The organism is Streptomyces ipomoeae 91-03, assembly GCF_000317595.1.
In the GTDB taxonomy this organism is placed as follows: domain Bacteria; phylum Actinomycetota; class Actinomycetes; order Streptomycetales; family Streptomycetaceae; genus Streptomyces; species Streptomyces ipomoeae.
This window is the reverse complement of the sequence record NZ_AEJC01000277.1, coordinates 1-17,176: the sequence shown is the minus strand read 5'-3', so window position 1 is coordinate 17,176 and position 17,176 is coordinate 1. Positions and strand designations below refer to the sequence as shown.

Annotated in this window: 15 protein-coding genes and 3 pseudogenes; 4 read left to right on the top strand and 14 right to left on the bottom strand. The window is 70.2% G+C overall.

From position 1 onward, the window contains the following. The 3 genes and pseudogenes from STRIP9103_RS51570 to STRIP9103_RS18400 form a co-directional block, all read right to left on the bottom strand. Positions 1 to 663: PASTA domain-containing protein (locus STRIP9103_RS51570; protein ID WP_234022233.1), on the bottom strand; the 663-nt coding region annotated here is incomplete at its 3' end. Positions 664 to 677: 14 nt separating this feature from the next. Next, positions 678 to 1,211, bottom strand: a pseudogene (locus tag STRIP9103_RS53125) (DUF6777 domain-containing protein); the annotation flags it as partial. 157 nt (positions 1,212 to 1,368) lie between these two features. After that, positions 1,369 to 2,313, bottom strand: a complete 945-nt coding sequence (locus STRIP9103_RS18400) for a cytochrome c oxidase assembly protein (protein ID WP_009314357.1) — start codon at positions 2,311 to 2,313, stop codon at positions 1,369 to 1,371. A 219-nt stretch (positions 2,314 to 2,532) separates the two neighbouring features. Here STRIP9103_RS18400 and STRIP9103_RS18395 point away from each other — a divergent pair, with 219 nt between their 5' ends. Beyond that, positions 2,533 to 3,636 (top strand): hypothetical protein, encoded by a 1,104-nt coding sequence (locus tag STRIP9103_RS18395; RefSeq protein WP_048820516.1) that lies wholly within the window; start codon positions 2,533 to 2,535, stop codon positions 3,634 to 3,636. 29 nt (positions 3,637 to 3,665) lie between these two features. On the opposite strand, the gene STRIP9103_RS18390 is transcribed toward STRIP9103_RS18395, so the two are convergent. The 3 genes from STRIP9103_RS18390 to STRIP9103_RS18380 all read right to left on the bottom strand — a co-directional run bounded on the left by STRIP9103_RS18390 (position 3,666) and on the right by STRIP9103_RS18380 (position 6,993). Next, the gene (locus STRIP9103_RS18390) at positions 3,666 to 4,691 is read right to left on the bottom strand and encodes a 6-phosphofructokinase (RefSeq protein WP_009314356.1); all 1,026 of its coding nucleotides are present in this window, start codon (positions 4,689 to 4,691) and stop codon (positions 3,666 to 3,668) included. A gap of 299 nt (positions 4,692 to 4,990) precedes the next feature. Next, positions 4,991 to 5,719 carry a type 1 glutamine amidotransferase gene (locus STRIP9103_RS18385; protein WP_009314362.1) on the bottom strand — a complete coding sequence of 243 codons (729 nt, stop codon included), beginning with the start codon at positions 5,717 to 5,719 and terminating at the stop codon, positions 4,991 to 4,993. 35 nt (positions 5,720 to 5,754) lie between these two features. Next, a complete protein-coding gene (locus STRIP9103_RS18380) occupies positions 5,755 to 6,993 on the bottom strand; it encodes a Mur ligase family protein (RefSeq protein WP_009314355.1) in 1,239 nt (412 codons plus the stop codon). 151 nt (positions 6,994 to 7,144) lie between these two features. On the opposite strand from STRIP9103_RS18380, the gene def reads away from it, so the two are divergent. Further along, positions 7,145 to 7,684, top strand: a complete 540-nt coding sequence (gene def / locus STRIP9103_RS18375; RefSeq protein ID WP_009314360.1) for a peptide deformylase — start codon at positions 7,145 to 7,147, stop codon at positions 7,682 to 7,684. 143 nt (positions 7,685 to 7,827) lie between these two features. On the opposite strand, the gene STRIP9103_RS18370 is transcribed toward def, so the two are convergent. Further along, on the bottom strand, positions 7,828 to 8,475 hold the full coding sequence (locus STRIP9103_RS18370) for a TetR family transcriptional regulator (protein WP_009314365.1): 648 nt from the start codon (positions 8,473 to 8,475) through the stop codon (positions 7,828 to 7,830). 166 nt (positions 8,476 to 8,641) lie between these two features. Between STRIP9103_RS18370 and STRIP9103_RS18365 the strand changes: the two genes are divergently transcribed. Further along, the gene (locus STRIP9103_RS18365; protein ID WP_009314376.1) at positions 8,642 to 9,904 is read left to right on the top strand and encodes an acyl-CoA dehydrogenase family protein; all 1,263 of its coding nucleotides are present in this window, start codon (positions 8,642 to 8,644) and stop codon (positions 9,902 to 9,904) included. Here the strand turns inward: STRIP9103_RS18365 and STRIP9103_RS18360 are convergent. The 3 genes and pseudogenes from STRIP9103_RS18360 to STRIP9103_RS18350 form a co-directional block, all read right to left on the bottom strand. Beyond that, a pseudogene (locus STRIP9103_RS18360) lies at positions 9,856 to 10,152 on the bottom strand (cupin domain-containing protein); the annotation flags it as partial. The gene STRIP9103_RS18365 and the pseudogene STRIP9103_RS18360 overlap by 49 nt on opposite strands. 59 nt (positions 10,153 to 10,211) lie before the next feature. After that, complete coding sequence (locus tag STRIP9103_RS18355; RefSeq protein WP_009314359.1) at positions 10,212 to 11,426, bottom strand: cytochrome P450; 1,215 nt, start codon at positions 11,424 to 11,426, stop codon at positions 10,212 to 10,214. Positions 11,427 to 11,457: 31 nt separating this feature from the next. Further along, positions 11,458 to 12,512, bottom strand: a pseudogene (locus tag STRIP9103_RS18350) (type III polyketide synthase). Positions 12,513 to 12,733: 221 nt separating this feature from the next. Between STRIP9103_RS18350 and STRIP9103_RS18345 the strand changes: the two are divergent. Then, positions 12,734 to 13,423, top strand: coding sequence for a thiaminase II/PqqC family protein (locus tag STRIP9103_RS18345; protein WP_048820514.1), 690 nt, complete (start codon positions 12,734 to 12,736; stop codon positions 13,421 to 13,423). Positions 13,424 to 13,434: 11 nt separating this feature from the next. Here STRIP9103_RS18345 and STRIP9103_RS18340 read toward each other — a convergent pair whose 3' ends face one another. The 4 genes from STRIP9103_RS18340 to STRIP9103_RS18325 all read right to left on the bottom strand — a co-directional run bounded on the left by STRIP9103_RS18340 (position 13,435) and on the right by STRIP9103_RS18325 (position 17,165). Further along, complete coding sequence (locus STRIP9103_RS18340) at positions 13,435 to 13,674, bottom strand: DUF6213 family protein (RefSeq protein ID WP_009314371.1); 240 nt, start codon at positions 13,672 to 13,674, stop codon at positions 13,435 to 13,437. Between the two features lie 25 nt (positions 13,675 to 13,699). Then, entirely contained in the window at positions 13,700 to 15,085 is a 1,386-nt protein-coding gene (locus STRIP9103_RS18335) for an NADP-dependent succinic semialdehyde dehydrogenase (RefSeq protein ID WP_009314375.1), read from the bottom strand. A 71-nt stretch (positions 15,086 to 15,156) separates the two neighbouring features. Beyond that, positions 15,157 to 15,630 carry an NUDIX domain-containing protein gene (locus STRIP9103_RS18330; protein WP_009314361.1) on the bottom strand — a complete coding sequence of 158 codons (474 nt, stop codon included), beginning with the start codon at positions 15,628 to 15,630 and terminating at the stop codon, positions 15,157 to 15,159. Continuing rightward, positions 15,627 to 17,165 (bottom strand): ATP-dependent DNA ligase, encoded by a 1,539-nt coding sequence (locus STRIP9103_RS18325; RefSeq protein ID WP_048820513.1) that lies wholly within the window; start codon positions 17,163 to 17,165, stop codon positions 15,627 to 15,629. The genes STRIP9103_RS18330 and STRIP9103_RS18325 overlap by 4 nt, the downstream gene beginning before the upstream one ends. Positions 17,166 to 17,176 lie beyond the last annotated feature (11 nt).

The following is a 17,176-nucleotide window of genomic DNA, read 5'->3' as shown; positions in this document are numbered from 1 at the left end:
GCCGTCATCGGTCGGCGACCCGGTGCCCGACGACGAGTCCGTGTCGCCAGGCGTCGGATCGGTCTCCGACGATTCGGATCCGCCCGGCGACGAGAGGCCGCCCGTCTCCGAGGGATCCGGCGATTCCGGATCGGTGGTCGTGGACCCGGAAGCCGACCCGGACCCCGACCCGGGCCCTGAACCCGACTCGGAGCCCTCGGGCTCCGTGCTCCCGCCGGAGTCCGACGACTCCTCGGGCCACTCGACCGTGAGCGCCACGGCATCCCCGAACCGCAATTCGGTCCCCGGCCCGGGATCCGACCCCGTCACTACGGCGTCACTCGGCGGCATACCGCCTCCCGGGACCGTGACCGCGAGCCCCTTGGCGGCCATCGCCGCGCTCGCCTGGCCGAAGGCCATCCCGGACACCTCCGGCACCTCCTGCCGCTCACGCGTGTCGAATGTTTGGTCGGACTCGCCCGTGGTGCCGACGTCCCGGCTGATGCCCTGGTTCGGGTCCTCGACGTCGACGAGCTTGATCTCCTTCAACCGCTGGGGCGCGGGCTTGACGACGACCGTGGAGGACTGCTTGTAGCCCTCCCACTTGTCGTTGCCGTCCTTGAACTGCACATCGACGCGCTCGGGGTCCTTGTCGAAGCCCGCAATGGATTTCCGCAGCTGCACTTCACGGCGGGCAGCCCCTGCTTGTCCACCAATACGGCGATGCCGGCTCCAGCAACGCGTCGAAGGGGACACCTTTGCCCTTTCTTGTAGTCGTGGTTCTTCACAAGGGTGTCGTGACGCAGAAGAACGGGTGTGAGGCCGTCGAGATATTCACCGATGTCGTCGACCCGAATGCCCACGATGTCGGCCCATACCTGAGCCTTTTGTTTGTTGTCGGGGTCGGTGAGGAAATCCTCGAGCTTGTCGACATCGCAGATCGTCGGCTGCTGCGTGCCGCCGTAGAGACCGGGGGTATTGCCCTGCTGCAGACCGCTGTGCGGCTTCAGGGGCTCGATGTTGCGCTGGTCCCGGCCCAGCCCTTCGCCCTCGTCGAAGAAAGGATCGAGGGAGGGAACGCCCGCGGCGACCGCCTTCACCGCGAACAGCACCGGCGGCGGGTCACTGCATCCGCTGAGGATCACCGCTCCCGCCAGCAGGACGGCAACCCTGCGCGCGGCTGATTTCCCGGCGTTTCGCAAACACGTTCGTAGGCATGCGCGAATTGTCATGACCGCTCCCCCCGGCGGTTTCCCCCGACGCCCCGCAGAGCGGCAGCGGGGCTCACGCATCATGCTACTGAATGGCAAAGCCTTTCAGTCAAGAAAAACATAAAAGTTGGGTCATGTGGCCAAAGAAAAGAATGGGGGCGCGAAAAATAAATGTGGCTCAGCGACTGCGTGCGTTGAGTGAGGCCAGATAGGCGTTGTACGCCTCCAGCTCCTTGTCCCCGTCCCGGTCGGCCGCCCGGTCCTTGCGCCGCGCCTGCCGCTGCTCGGAGCCGTACCACTGGAAGAGCAGCGCGAGCAGCACCAGCACGGAGGGGATCTCGCTGAACGCCCAGGCGATACCACCGGCCGCGTTCTGGTCGGCGAGCGCGTCGATGCCGAGGGAGGCGGGCGGGTTCTCGTACGACTTCACCATCGGCGTGGACGCCATCATCAACGCGATGCCGAAGAACGCGTGGAACGGCATGCCCGCGAACAGCTCCAGCATCCGCATCAGATGACCCGGCCGGTGCGGTCCCGGGTCCACGCCCATGATCGGCCAGAAGAAGAACAGCCCGACCATGAGGAAGTGCACCATCATCACGATGTGCCCCGGCGTGGAGCCCATCAGGAAGTCGAACAGCGGGGTGAAGTACAGCGCGTACAGGCTCGCGATGAACATCGGGATCGTGAACGCCGGGTGCGTGACGATCTTCATGTACCAGCTGTGCAGCAGCGTCAGCAGCAGCTCACGGGGCCCCTTCCGCCCCTGCCCCGCCACCGGCAACGCCCGCAACGCCAATGTGATCGGCGCCCCCAGCAGCAGCACGATCGGAGCCAACATGCTGATCACCATGTGCTGCACCATGTGCACGCTGAACATGACCATCCCGTAGTCGTTCAGCTTGGTACAGGTCACGAGGAGCACAAGCAGCACACCCACGACGAACGCGACCGTCCGCCCCACCGGCCACGCGTCGCCCCGCCGCCGCAGCCGCACGACCCCCCACGCGTACAGCCCCAGCCCCACCAGACAGGCGACGAGGAAGAACGGATCAGCGGACCACTGAAGCCCTCGCCCCAACGTGAAGGGCAAAAGATCCGTGCCATGCCCGCTGTGATCCATTACACCGGCTCCTGTTTCGTGGGGGTTTGAAACGCACTCCAGACTAGAACCGCCCTCGGCGATCACTGAGACCGGGGGCAGGACAGCGCGCCCCACAGGGACGCGGGGCTGTATCGATACCCCGGGCTGTGGTCTCCGGGTGATGAGTGCTCTGTAGTCTCCGTCGGGCCAGGCCATGCCTGGGGCGCAGAAGATGCGCGACTGAACGGGGGGCAACACATGACATACAGGCGTGCAGCGGCACCGGCATTGGTCGGAGCCCTGCTGCTGACGGTGCTTCTGTGGTGGGCGGGAGCGAGCGCGGACGCGCTGCGCCTGCCGGGCGCCACCCGCGTCTTCGGCATCGAGGGAACCGCCGAACTCGGTCGCTGGCTCACCCCTTGGGCGTACGACCCTCCGGCCCCCGTTCACGATGAGCTGTACGCGACCGCTCTGCGGATCCGGTTCGTCGCGGTCTTCGCCTTCTTCGTGGCCGGGGCACTGCTGCTGCTCCGCGGACTGCCGCCGGTGCGCGGCAGGACGCCGGCCACGCTGCTCGCGCTGTGGGCCTGGGGCCCGGTGGCCGGGACCCTGGCGGTGACCGTCTCCGCGCCGTGGCTGATCGCCGCGCAGGGACACGGCAGTTTCCGCTTCCTCCCCAACCTGGCGAGCGTGATCTCCTCCGGACGGCAGGTCGTGGTCGGGGCGGCGCTGATCGCGGCGGTGGTGACTGTGCTCGTGGCCCGGATCACCGCCAAGGGGGCCGGACCGCTGCCGCAGGAGGGCGTCCCGGTGCGCGCCGCTCGTCTGGCCGCCACCGCCGGGACGGCCGTGATCGCGCTGTCCCTGTTGTTCCTCTCGTACCAGCCGGTCGCCGCCGCCCTGCAGACGGCTCCCCTGGGCACCGGGTTCTTCACCGAACCCGGCGATCTCCTGCGCCAGTGGCTGCTGCTCGGCGCCTGGGACTGGCCGACGGGTGCCACGCTCGGCGACTGGTTCCTGTACCGCGCCGCCGATGTGCTGCTGCTCGCCGTGGTGTGGTGGGCACTGCGGCTGCTGCCCCGGCTGCTCACCCGAGCCACGTTCCCGGCGATGGCTGCCGGTGCCGTGTGCGCGACGGTTCTCGGACTGCTGGCGAGTCAGCTGCTACGGATGACCCTGGACGGGGCGAGCCCGCGGTCGGGACTGCTGTATCTGTCCGCCGGCCTGGGTGCCGGTGTCCCGGCCGCCCTGACCTGGGGCCTGGTGGCGGGAGCCGCTGCCACTGTCACTCTGAGGACAGCCGGGGGCCGGGCGAGAACCGCCGACCCCACGGCCACCACGCGGGAAGCCGAGAAGCCCTAAGGGCCGGGAACGGTGCCCTCGGCCAGGGCTCAGAGCACGCACTCCGCCTCTTCGTACCGCTCACCCGGCACCGTCTTCAACGTCTCCACCGCCTCGGCCAACGGCACCATCACGATGTCGGTCCCCCGCAGCGCGGTCATCCGCCCGAACTCCCCCCGGTGCACGGCCTCAACCGCGTGCCACCCGAACCGAGTCGCCAGCACCCGGTCGTACGCGGTCGGCGTCCCACCGCGCTGCACATGCCCGAGGATCACCGGCCGCGCCTCCTTACCGAGCCGCGCCTCCAGCTCGATGGACAGCTGTCGCGCGATCCCGGCGAACCGCTCGTGCCCGTAGATGTCCTTGCCGCCCTCGTCGAACTCCATGGTCCCGGGCAGCGGCTTGGCTCCCTCCGCCGCCACGACGATCGCGAAGCGCTTGCCCGCCTCGAAGCGCTCGCCGACCCGCGCCGCCAACTCCTCGATGTCGAAGGGGCGTTCCGGTACGACGATGGCGTGCGCGCCGGCCGCCATGCCGGAGTGGAGGGCGATCCAGCCGGTGTGACGGCCCATGACCTCCACGACCAGGACCCGCTGGTGGGACTCGGCGGTGGTCTTCAGCCGGTCCAGGGCCTCGGTGGCCACACCGACGGCCGTGTCGAAGCCGAAGGTGACGTCCGTGACCGCGATGTCGTTGTCGATGGTCTTCGGTACGCCCACGACGGGCAGTCCGTTGTCCGACATCAGCCGGGCCGCCTTGAGGGTGCCCTCACCGCCGATGGGGATGATCGCGTCGAGGCCCAGCTCCCTCACATGGCCCTTCGCCCGCTCCACACCGTCCCGCAGATGCGAGGGCTGGACCCGGGAGGAACCGAGGATCGTGCCGCCGCGGGCCAGGATGCCGGCCACCGCGTCGAGATCGAGCTTGAGGTAGTCGCACTCCAGCAGGCCTTTCCAGCCGTCCCGGAAGCCGATGACCTCGTCGCCGTGGTCGACGACGGCGCGGTGCACGACGGACCGGATGACGGCGTTCAGCCCGGGACAGTCGCCGCCGGACGTGAGGACACCAATGCGCATAGCCCGAAATACCTTCTCGACGTGGGCCGGGTCCGGACCACGCTGTCCGGCAGGAATCCCCGCCACCCTACCGGCGGCAGGGGGCGGGTCCGTAGCGGGCGTCCGCCTGCTGGACGCCCCCGCACAGGTGAGCGGAGGCCTGGTCAGACGGGCTCTCACAGGTGAGCGGAGACCCCGTCAGACGGGCTCTCACAGGTGAGCGAAGACGCCTTCGGACGGGCTTGCCCACGAGCATTGACGAACCGTTTCGCGCCCTCTCCGACCCGGCGGACCGGCGTGGGCGAACCCCGCGGGACGCGCTACGCCGGCTGCTGTGCCGCCGCGATCCGTTCGTTGCGCAGGGCCTCAAACCAGCGGTCGTCGGTCGGCGGCAGCGCGTTGACGTCGAGCGCCAACTTCAGCAGCAGATCGGCGATCTGCGGGTTCCGCGCGAGCACGGGACCGTGCATGTACGTACCGAACACGGTGTCGTTGTACGCGCCCTCCGTGCCGTCGCCCGTGCCGTTGCCCTTGCCGAGCCGCACCTGGGCGAACGCGCGGGCGGTCGGGCCGAGATGGGTGACGCCCTGGTGGTTCTCGAACCCGGTCAGCTGGGGCAGCCCGAGGCGCGGGTCGATGTCCGCGAGGACGTCGCCGACGCACCGCTCGCCCTCACCGCGCACCGTGACGACGTCGAGCAGCCCGAGGCCCGGCTCGCGCTGCCCGAGGTCGTTGACGAACTCATGGCCGAGGATCTGGTACCCGGCGCACACCGCGAAGACGATCGCGCCGTTCTCCACGGCCCGGTACAGATGCCGGTCGCGGCGCAGCCGCTCGGCCGCGAGCCGCTGCGGACGGTCCTCGCCGCCGCCGATCAGATAGATGTCGCCGGAGGTCGGGATCGGCTGGTCGCTGCGTACGTCCAGCCGGGCCACGTCGAGGCCGCGCTGCCGTGCCCGGCGCTCCACGACGAGGACGTTGCCCTGGTCCCCGTAGGTGCTCAGCAGGTCCGGGTAGACCCAGACGACCCGCAGGCTGTTGTCGCTCATTGGTTCGGTGCCCCTTGAGTCCTGGTGGTCAGTGGTCAGTTGCCCACGCGGCGGCGCAGGTCCTGGAACGCGGTGTAGTTCGCGATGACCTCGATCCGGCCCGGCGGGCACATCTGCACCGCCTGGTCGAGGCTGTCGCACACCTGGAAGTGCTGGTTCGCGACCTCCAGACGTACCGCGAGGTCCAGCTTGCGGTCACCGAGGACGAAGATCGGGTGGCCGGTCAGCCGGGTGTAGTCGACGTCCCACAGCCAGGAGGTGTCGGTGCCGTCGGCGCCGCGCGCGTTCACCGAGAGGATCACCGGGGCCGGCGGCTGGTCGATCAACGAGAACGTCTCCAGCCAGCCCGCCGGGTTCTTGGCGAGCAGCAGTCTGAGATCGCGCTGCATGAACTGCACCACGTCGTACCGTCCGGCCACCGCCTGCACCTGGTACATGCGCTCCAGGGCGACCTGCGGCGGCACGCCGAAGACGGCGGCCACGGCGGCCGAGGAGGCGGCGTTGGCCTTGTTGGCGCGGCCCGGCAGCTGGAGGTGGATCGGCCACGCCGAACCGTGCGGGTCGAGGACGTGATCGCCGGAGAGCGCCCAGCTCGGCGTCGGGCGGCGGAAACCGCACTCGCCGCAGAACCAGTCGTCCCCGGGCCGCTGCATCACACCGCCGCAGGACGGGCAGGACCAGGCGTCGTCCTTCCACATCTGGCCGACCGCGACCCAGATCACGTTCGGGGACGACGACGCCGCCCACACCACGAGCGGGTCGTCGCAGTTGGCCACGACCACGGCCTTGCTGCCGGCCAGCCCCTCGCGCCAGGCCTCCGCCATCATGCGGGTCTCGGCGGCGCGGTCGAGCTGGTCGCGCGAGAGGTTGAGCAGCGCGATGCACTTGGGGGCCGTGTCCCGGGCCACACCGGCGAGGTACTTCTCGTCGACCTCGATCACACCGAACTTCGCGTCCGAGTTCCCGGCGAGCGCCGAGGTGATGCCCGCGGGCATGTTGGCGCCGAGCGCGTTCGACACGACCGGGCCGGCGGCGCGGAGCGCCTCCGCGATCAGCCGGGTGGTGGTGGTCTTGCCGTTGGTGGCGGAGACCAGGACGACGTCGAGGCTCTGCGCGAGCCGGGCGAGGAGGTCGGGGTCGAGTTTGAGTGCCACCCGGCCGCCGATCACCGATCCGCTACCGCGTCCCGCGGCACGCGACGCCGCCGCGACCGCCCTGCCCGCCGTCACGGCCAGCTTGGCCCGCGGCGTCAGCGGGTCCGAGTTGCCTGCCATCAGTTCTCGATCCTCCTTGCGTACAGCGCCGCGCCCTGTCCCGGCAACGTGTGGGCCAAGCCTATCGAGATCCACTCACGCGCCCGAATCTCGTCCGGGTACGTTCTCCTGGCTGGGCTGACGATACGGGGCCGGAACTACTCTTGCCGCCATGCGAAGCGGCTCGATTCCGGGCGCCCGAGGGCGCGTTCTCCCCATGACACTGCTGGGCGATCCCGTATTGCACGCCCCATGTGAAGAGGTGACGGAGTTCGGGCCTGAACTGGTGCGGCTTGTGGAGGACATGTTCGCGACCATGTACGACGCCCGGGGTGTCGGTCTGGCCGCGAACCAGGTGGGCCGGGGACTTCGGGTGTTCGTGTACGACTGCCCGGACGACGAGGATGTGCGGCACCTCGGGCATGTCGTGAACCCTCGGCTGGTCTCGGTGGAGGGGCTGGTGCTGCGCGGGCCCGAGGGGTGTCTGTCGTTGCCCGGGCTGGAAGCGGGGACCGAGCGGTACGACGAGGCCGTGGTCGAGGGGTTCACGGTGGACGGGGATCGGGTGCGGGTTCGGGGCACCGGGTTCTTCGCGCGGTGCCTTCAGCACGAGTGTGATCACCTTGAGGGGCGGGTTTATGTGGACCGGCTTTCGGGGTGGCGTCGGCGGAGGGTGTTGCGCAAAGCCGCCAAGGCGCCGTGGGGGCGGTGACCTGTTCATGACCATGGGTCCGTCGTGGCCGGTCGCTCCCCCCCCACGAGCGGGAGGGCCCCCATCGCGGCGGAGCCGCAGATCGACACAGCCCCGCGCCCCTCACAAGGGGCGCGCCCCTTGAGGCACGGCGACAAGAACTCTCAGAAGCCGGGGCCTCCCACCTTGTCGCCCGCCGCCGCCAACCGGCCCCACAGCAGGTCCGCCAGGCTGCGGACCAGCTCGGCGCGGGTGCACGGGCGTTCGCCGAGCCACCAATCGCCCGCCGCGTGCATCATGCCTACGATGCCGTGGCCCCAGACGCGGGCCAGTTGGCGGCTGTCGGGGCCGAGGTCGAGGCGGTCCTCGATGACCTTGCCGAGCTCCTCGCCCATGCGGCGCAGGAGGGGGGCCGAGTGCTTGCCCACGTCGAAGCCCTGGTCGCCGCCGGGCTGGCCGCCCTCGGCGGGGTGCATCAGAAAGCGGTACACCTGGGGGCGGGCCTCGATGGCGGCCAGATAGGTGTCGAGGGTGGCCTCGACCCGTTCGCGGCGCTCCGCCGGGGCGTCCAGCGCGGCGCGCAGGGAGTCGAGGAGGGCGTCGGTGTGCCGCTTGGCCAGGGCGGCGTAGAGTCCGCCCTTGTCGCCGAAGTGGCGGTAGAGGATGGGTTTGGTGATGCCGGCCTCCGCGGCGATGGCGTTCATCGACGCTCCGGGGCCGTCGCGGAGCACCACCCGGTCCGCTGCCTCCAGCAGCTCGCGCCGACGGCGGTCGGCGGACCGTTCCTGGTCGGTCCGCTGTGTGGTGTCCATGAGCTCCCCCAGTACTGATTTCGGTGACGCCTGCGCAAAGTAGCACTGATTGGCACGTCCCCATCGAACGGGCTACCGAGCCCGACCCGGGAGTTGACTTTTCCTACCGACCGGTAACAGACTCACGTTACCGTAGGTAACATCTTAGTGCAGTGCTGGAGGGGTCATGGCCGAGTTCACCATGGAACTCAACGAGGAACAGAGGGAAGTCCGAGACTGGCTCCACGGGTTCGCCGCCGATGTGATCCGCCCCGCCGCGGCCGAATGGGACGAGCGCGAGGAGACCCCCTGGCCGGTCATCCAGGAGGCCGCCAAGGTCGGCATCTACTCCCTCGACTTCTACGCCCAGCAGTACTTCGACCCCACCGGCCTCGGCATCCCCATGGCCATGGAGGAGCTCTTCTGGGGTGACGCCGGCATCGCCCTCTCCATCGTCGGCACCGGCCTCGCCGCCGTGGGCGTCCTCGCCAACGGCACCGAGGAGCAGATCGGCACCTGGATCCCCCAGATGTACGGTGACGCGGGCGATGTCAAGGTCGCCGCGTTCTGCTCCTCCGAGCCCGACGCCGGCTCCGACGTCGCCTCCATGCGCACCCGCGCCGTCTACGACGAGGCCAAGGACGAGTGGGTGATCAACGGCACGAAGACCTGGGCGACCAACGGCGGCATCGCCAACGTCCACGTGGTGGTGGCCGTGGTCGACCCCGAGCTCGGCTCCAAGGGCCACGCGTCCTTCATCATCCCGCCGAACACGCCCGGGCTGTCCCAGGGCCAGAAGTTCAAGAAGCACGGCATCCGTGCCTCGCACACCGCCGAGGTCGTCCTCGAGAACGTGCGCGTCCCCGGCTCCTGCCTCCTCGGCGGCAAGGAGAAGCTCGACGAGCGGCTGGCCCGTGCGCGGGAGAAGGCCAAGGCCGCGGGGATGGGGGTCCCCCCGCTCGAGCGAAGCCGAGAGTGGGGGAGGGTGAAGAACGCGGCGATGGCCACGTTCGAGGCGTCCCGCCCGGCCGTGGGAGCCATGGCTGTGGGCACCGCCCGTGCCGCGTACGAGGTGGCCTTGGACTACGCCAAGACCCGTGAGCAGTTCGGGCGGCCGATCATCGACAACCAAGGTGTCGCCTTCCAGCTCGCGGACATGCGGACGGCCGTGGACGCGGCTCGGCTGCTGGTGTGGCGGGCCTCGTGGATGGCGATCAACGGGAAGCCGTTCACCGCGGCCGAGGGGTCGCAGTCGAAGCTGTTCGCGAGTGAGACCGCGAAGAAGGTCACGGCTCAGGCGCTGCAGATACTGGGCGGGAACGGCTACACCCGGGAGTACCCGGTGGAGCGGATGCACCGGGATGCGGCGATCTACACGATCTTCGAGGGCACTAGCGAGATTCAGCGGCTTGTGATCGCTCGGACCTTGTCGGGGATGCCGATTCGGTAGCGACGCGGGGTGTTCCGTGCGATGCGGGCCGCGGGTTCGCCGTGGCTTGTCGCGCGGTCCCACGCGCCCCTGGGCCGGCTGTCCTCGGCCGGTGGACCACCCGCCCCCAGGATCTCCGGCAACTCCTCGGAATGGCGCTCGTGATCCGGCGGCGGCGATGACTGGAAGAACATCTTCGCCGGTACGTCAGTGGGGTTGGCGAAGGAGTGGGGGCAGCCGGGAGGTACGACGATGACCGTGCCGGGAGTGGTGACGGTGCGGCCGTGGCCCGGGGGGACCAGGAGTCCTTCGGGCGGGGTGAGCGCGGTCACCAGGTGATGGGGAGGGCTTCTGGTCCGCGGATCAGTGCGCGGCGTCGCCAGGGGACCTTGTCCGGTGCGACGGCCGGCTTCAGGTTCGGTACGCGGTCCAGGAGGGTGTCCATGATGAGCTCGGTCTCCAGCTTGGCCAGGGGCTCGCCCACGCAGTAGTGGACGCCGGAACCGAAGGCCAGATGGGGGTTGGGGGTGCGGTCGAAGTCGATGCGCTCGGGGTCGGGGAAGACGTCCGGGTCGCGGTTGGCGGCCAGGTAGGAGACATGGACCGGGTCGCCCGCGCGGATCCGGACCCCGTGGAGGACCACGTCCTCCTTGGCGATGCGGGACAGGCCCACGGCGTTGCGGTGCGGGATGTAGCGGAGCAGCTCCTCGATGGCCTGGGGGCGTAGCTCCGGTTCCTCGCGCATGCGGGTCATCAGGTCGGGGCGGGTCAGGAGGACGAAGAACATCTGGCCGGTGTTGTTGGTGACGGCCTCGCCGCCGATCTGGAGGGGGCCGGCCAGGGCCGTCGCCTCGTCCAGGGAAATGTCGCCCCGGCCCACCGCCGCGCCCAGCAGCGAGATGACGTCCTCGCCGTCGGCGCCCCGGTGCTCGGCGATCGCTTCGCCGAAGTACGCGTCCATGGCCCGCTTGGCCTCCTCGCCGGCCTTGGCGTCGTGCGTGGAGGAGAGGATCCGCTGGGTCCAGTGGTGCATGTTCTCGCGGTCCGCCTCCGGGACGCCCATCAGTTCGCAGATCACCGTGATCGGGAAGGGCTCCAGGACCCGTTCGATGAGGTCGGCGGGCGGACCGTCGGCCAGCATCGCGTCCACCGCCGCGTCGAGGGTGCGCTGGGCGTTGTCCCGGAGGCGTTCGATGCCGCGGTTGGTGAAGGCGGCGGCCACGGCGCGCCGCAGGCGGGCGTGGTCGGGTTCGTCGACGAAGTTCATCGCGCTGGGCTGCGGGATGAAGTGCGGTGCCAGCCGGGTGACTTCCCGGCCCAGCACCTCCTCGCGGCTGAACCGGGGGTCGTTGGTGATCAGCCGTACGTCGTCGTAGCGGGTCAGCAGCCAGGCCCAGCCCTCGCCGTTGGGGAGCTGGATGCGGGTGATCGGGCCCTCCCGCATCAGCTCCGCCAGCACCGGGTCGAAGTTGACGCCGGTCAGGTTCAGGGCCGGCCAGTGCCGTACGGGAGGGGCCGCCGTCGTCTCTTGGCTCGTCGTCATGTCAGGTCACGCCGTCTCTTGTGTTGTGTGGTCACGCTGTCCATCGGTCGGTGCGCCGTCGGCGGCCCAGGGCCGTCTCGGCGGTGATGCCGGGGCCGAACCCGGCGAGCAGGCCGCGTGCCCGGTCCTGGGCACCGCCCTCGTCGAACAGCCGGCGCAGCGCGTCCAGGACGACGGCGCCGGCGATGTTGCCGTACTCGGTGAGCGTGGCCCGGCTGAAGCGGAACGCGTGCGGGTCGACCCTGAGGAACTTGCTCAGGTCGTCGAGGATGCGGGGGCCACCCGCGTGGATGATGTAGAAGTCCAGGTCGGAGGCGTCCCAGCCAGGGGCGCCCGCCAGTTCCTGGAGCGCCGGTGCCGGCGGCTCCATCGTGCTCGGCACCCGCTTGTCCAGTAGGAAGTGGAACCCGGTGGCCCGGACGTCGTACATGATCCACTCCTCGGTCTTGGGAATCAGGTACGAGCCGTTGCGCTCCAGGCTCACGCCCTCGCCGCCCCGGCCGCGTACGACGACGGCGGCGATGCCGTCGCCGAACAGGCCGTTGGAGAGCAGCGAGCCGACGCCCAGGTCGGTGGGCTGGTAGCACAGAGAACAGAACTCGCAGGCCACGATCAGGGCGTTGCCCTCGGGGTGGGCCGAGCAGAAGTCGTGCGTCCGGTTGATCGCGGCGCCACCGGCGGCACAGCCCAGCTGGGCCATGGGTATCTGCCGGGTGCCGAGGCCGAAGCCCATGGTGTTGATCAGCCACGCGGTCAGCGAGGGCGTCATGAAGCCCGTGCACGAGACGTGGATGATCACGTCCATGTCGCCGGTCAGCAGCTCCGCGTCGTCGAGCGCCCCGCCGGGACCCGGGCCTTCGCCTCGGCCTCGTAGACCTTGTTGCGCTGCTCGAACCCCGGGTGCTTCAGCGTTTCCTCGATGGGTCGCACGATGTGTCGGGTGCGGACGCCGGTGTTCTCGATCAGCCGTAACGCCGGCGGAAGTCGGGGGTGGTCCGGGTGGCGCTCTCGCGCCAGTTCCAGCGTCTCCTCCATCGTGATCACGTACTCCGGTACAGAGACCGAGGGTCTGCACAAAGTGGCCATGGAGCGCGTCTGCTTTCGCCATCCGGAAGGCCTACGCCCCCGGGTACGGGTGGTTCAGGTTGCCCACCCACGATCACCCGCCGGTCCCGGGATCTCGCGCCGAACTACTCCAGACCGGCGAAGTGGCACGGAATGCCGTGCACTACTCCGAAAAGGGCATCCGTGGCAGGGTCGAGGGGCGACGAACGACGCCACCATCGCCGTACCGACGGGAGCACGAGATGACGCGCACGGCCGGCCGACTGCTGGAGACCACCACCGAGACCTTCGCCCCGGCCCCCACTGCCAACCCCCTGCTGCCCCTGATCGCCCAGGGCGCCGTCAACCGCGACACCCTCGCCGCGCTGGCCCTGGAACAACGCCTGGTCATCGCCGCCGACCACCGCTCCTTCCACCATCTGGCCCAGCGCTCGACGACCGAGGAGCCCGCGAGCGCGCCCTTCTTCGAGATGCTCGCGGACGGGGAGGTGGTCGCGGGAGAGCGGCTGGACGCGTTCGCGGAGGCATGCGGCGTGGACGGGAAGCGGGCCCCCGCGTACGAGCCCCTGCCGGGCTGCCAGGCCTACCCGGCCTACGTCGCCTGGCTCGCCCTCAACGCCTCACCGTCGGACGTCGTGCTCGCCCTGACCGCCAACTTCGCGGCCTGGGGCGGCTACTGCGCCACCATCGCCCAGTCCCTGCGCCGCCACTACCACTTCACCGAAGAGGCCTGTGGCTTCTTCGACTTCTTCGCGGAGCCGTCGCCGGCACTGGAGGAAAGGGCGAGGGCGGCGGTGCAGGCGGGACTGGACGCAGGCCGAATCGACGAGACACTGGCCCACCGCTACGGCCGCCTCCTGCAGAGCTACGAATCCATGTTCTGGTCCACACTCGGTGACCTCGATGACAGGGCCGCGCCCCACGGCGAATAGACGACCGGCCCCTACCCGGACGGGGCCCCGCTGCTGTGGGCGATGCACGCCACATCGATCCGGTCGGCCAGCTTCGCGAGTTCGATGGTCAGCGCGGCGACCGTGTCCTCGTCGAGCCCGTCCGCGCCGGCCTCCACCAGATGCAGCCACCGGCCGCCCACCGTACGCAGCAGCTTGCTCACATCGGCCGCAGCCACCTGCAAGGTCCCGCGGTCGTCGACGATCAGAGGCAGAGTCACTTCGCGGTTCACAACGGGGATGTTAGCCGCGGAACCCTCACGCCCCGTGCCATACGGTGGTGATGTTGCAGAACTCGCGGATTCCGTGTCCGGACAGCTCACGCCCGTATCCCGATCGCTTGGCCCCGCCGAAGGGAAACGCCGGGTGGGAGGCGGTCATCCCATTGACGTACACGCCGCCCGCGTCGAGATCCCGTACGAAGCGGTCGACCTCGGCGGCGTCCTGCGTCCACACGTTCGAACTCAGCCCGAAGGGTGAGTCGTTGGCGATCGCGATCGCTTCGTCGAGGTCGGCGGCCCGGTACAGCGTGGCGACCGGGCCGAAGGCCTCCTCACGGTGGATGCGCATCTCGCGGGTGATGTCGGCGAGGACGGTCGGCGGGTAGTACCAGCCGGGCCGGTCCGGCCGCTCCCCGCCGCACAGGACCGTGGCGCCGCGCCCCACGGCCTCGTCGACCAGCTCCTCCAGATCGGCGCGGCCCCGCTCGGTGGAGAGCGGACCGATCTCCGTCTCCTCCTCCAGCGGATCGCCGACCTTCAGCGCCTTCATGCCCGCCACGAACCGCTCGGCGAACGCGTCGTACACGTCCCCGTGCACGATGAACCGTTTGGCGGCGATGCACGACTGCCCGTTGTTCTGCACCCGCGCCGTCACGGCGACCCGCGCCGCCTTCTCGATGTCGGCGGACGGCATCACCACGTACGGGTCGCTGCCGCCCAGCTCCAGCACCGTCTTCTTGATCTCGTCGCCGGCGACCGAGGCGACCGCCCGGCCCGCCGGTTCGCTGCCGGTGAGGGTGGCGGCCCTCACCCGCGGGTCGCGCACGATGTTCTCGACCGCGCCGGAGCCGATCAGCAGCGTCTGGAAGCAGCCCTCCGGGAAGCCCGCCCGGCGGAACAGGTCCTCCAGGTAGAGGGCGGTCCGGGGCACGTTCGAGGCGTGCTTGAGCAGGCCCACGTTGCCGGCCATCAGCGCGGGCGCGGCGAAGCGGATCACCTGCCAGAGCGGGAAGTTCCACGGCATCACGGCGAGGACGGGGCCGAGCGGCCGGCAGCGGACCAGGACGCGCGAGGCGCCCGAGTCCTTCACGTCGTAGGCGGCGGGCTCCACGTCGGCGAGCAGCACCTCCGCGTGCTCGGCGTACCAGCGCATCGCCTTCGCGCACTTGGCGGCCTCGGCGCGGGCCTGCCTCACCGGCTTGCCCATCTCGGTCGTCATCACCCGGGCGATGTCGTCCCCGTCCTCGTCGAGCAGTTCGGCGGCCCGGCGCAGCAGCCGGGCGCGCTCCCCGAAGGACGTCGTCCGGTACGACCGGAAGGTGGCCTCGGCGGTCGCGAGCCTGCGATCGATCTCCTCCTCGCCGAGGGCTTCGTACGTCTTGAGGGTCTCGCCGGTCGCCGGGTTCACCGTCGCGATGGGCATGGTCGGCCTCCTGCGTGCGGACTGTGTTTCGACCTTCCCGCGCCACGGCGCCCACCGCAACGCGGGGTCGGTCACCGGTCCGAGTGCTCCAGGAGCCGGTCGAGAAACTCCGCCTGTGCCTTGACGATCACGGTCCGGGCCCGTTCCACGGGAAACCACTCCACCCGGTCCAGCTCCGGGAACTCCTGGATCTGCCCGGACCTCGGCGGCCACTCCATCCGGAACGTCCCCGGTACGACGGCCGCCGGGTCGAGGTCCGCCTCGATCGCCCACGCCGTGACGATCTTGCCGTTGGTCTGCCGCACCTCGCCCAGCGGCACGGCCTCCCCGTCGGGCGGCGCCAGCCCCAGTTCCTCCTGGAACTCCCGGCGGGCCGCCTCCCACGAGGGCTCGTCGGGGTCGTACTCACCCTTCGGCACCGTCCAGGCGCCCACGTCCTTGCGTGCGAAGTACGGGCCGCCCATATGGCCCAGCAGGACCTCGATCCCGTCGGCCGTGCGCCGGTGGAGCAGCAGGCCCGCGCTGCGTTTGGGGGTGGTCGTCACCGGGTGACCTCCGGGTGGGCGGCGAGCAGGGTCTCGACCGTATCGGCTTGTGCCGGGGACTTGTCCTCGCGGTAGCGGACCACGCGGGCGAAGCGGAGGGTGACGCCGGCCGGGTAGCGGGTGGAGCGCTGGAGACCGTCGTACGCGATCTCGACCACCAGTTCGGGGCGTACGGTCACGCCCCAGCCGTGGTCCTCGACGGCCAGCTCCCGCAATCGCTCGGTCTGCCAGGTCAGCATCGCGTCGGTCATGCCCTTGAACGTCTTGCCCAGCATCGAGAAGGAGCCGTCGGCGGTACGGGCGCCGAGGTGGAGGTTGGAGAGCTTGCCCGTGCGGCGGCCGTGGCCCCACTCGGCGGCCAGGACCACCAGGTCGAGGGTGTGCACGGGCTTGACCTTCAGCCAGGAGGCGCCGCGCCGGCCCGCGCTGTAGGGGGCGTCCAGGGCCTTCAGTACGACACCTTCGTGGCCGCGGTCGAGCGTGTCGGCGAGGAACTTCTCCGCCTCGGGGAGGGCGTCGGGGCCGTGCACCAGGGTGCGCCGGACCCGCATCGGCTCCGGGACCAGCCGGGCCAGTTCGGCGTGGCGGTCCGTGAAGGGCAGATCGAGGAGGTCATGGCCGTCCACCGACAGCGCGTCGAAGAAGACCGGCGAGACGGGGACCTGCTCGGCGGCAGCCGTCACATCCAGGCGTGAGCCGACGCGTCCGGCGGTCTCCTGGAAGGAGCGCGGCCGTCCGGCCTCGTCGAACGCGATCACCTCGCCGTCGAGGATGAAGCGTTCGCCACTCAACTCCAGGGCGGCGGAGGTGAGTTCGGGGAGGCGGCCGGTGATGTCGTCGAGTGTGCGGGTGTAGAGGCGCACGTCGTCGCCGTCGCGGTGGACCTGGACGCGGATGCCGTCCAGCTTCTCCTCCACCGCGCAGGCGCCCAGCTTCTCCACGGCCTCCGCGACCGAGGACGCGCTGTGCGCCAGCATCGGCAGGACCGGGCGGCCCACGGTGAGCCGGAACCGGTCCAGGGCCGGTGGTCCGTCCGCCAGCAGGGCCCGCGCCACCGTCTGCAGCGAGCCGGCCAGCATCACCGCCCGGCGTACGTCGGTGGCGGGCGCCCCGGTGGCCTCGGCCAGCCCCTCGACGGCCAGCGCGTCCAGGGCGCCCTGGCGGACCTCGCCGGTGAGCAGGCCGAAGAGGTAGCGCTGCTCGTCGTCGGTGGCCGCCGCCAGCAGGTCGCCCACCAGGCGTTTGCGTTCGGTCTGGGAGCCGGCGCCGGTGATCGCGCCGATCGTTGTCAGGCGGGCGTCCACCTCGCGGACGGTGAGGGTGGGGTCGGGGGCGGGTGGGATCCGCTGGTTCAGGAGTTTCCATCCGATGCCGAGACGGCCCTGGGGGAGGCGGCCCGCCAGGTAGGGGATGACGATCGGTACGTCGTCCGCCTCGGCGTCCCGGAACAGGTCGGCGAGCAGTGCCGTCTTCCGGGAGCGGGCCGAGGTGGCGGCGATCTCCTGGGACACACGGGCGAGCCGGGCGAACAGCATGCAGCCATGGT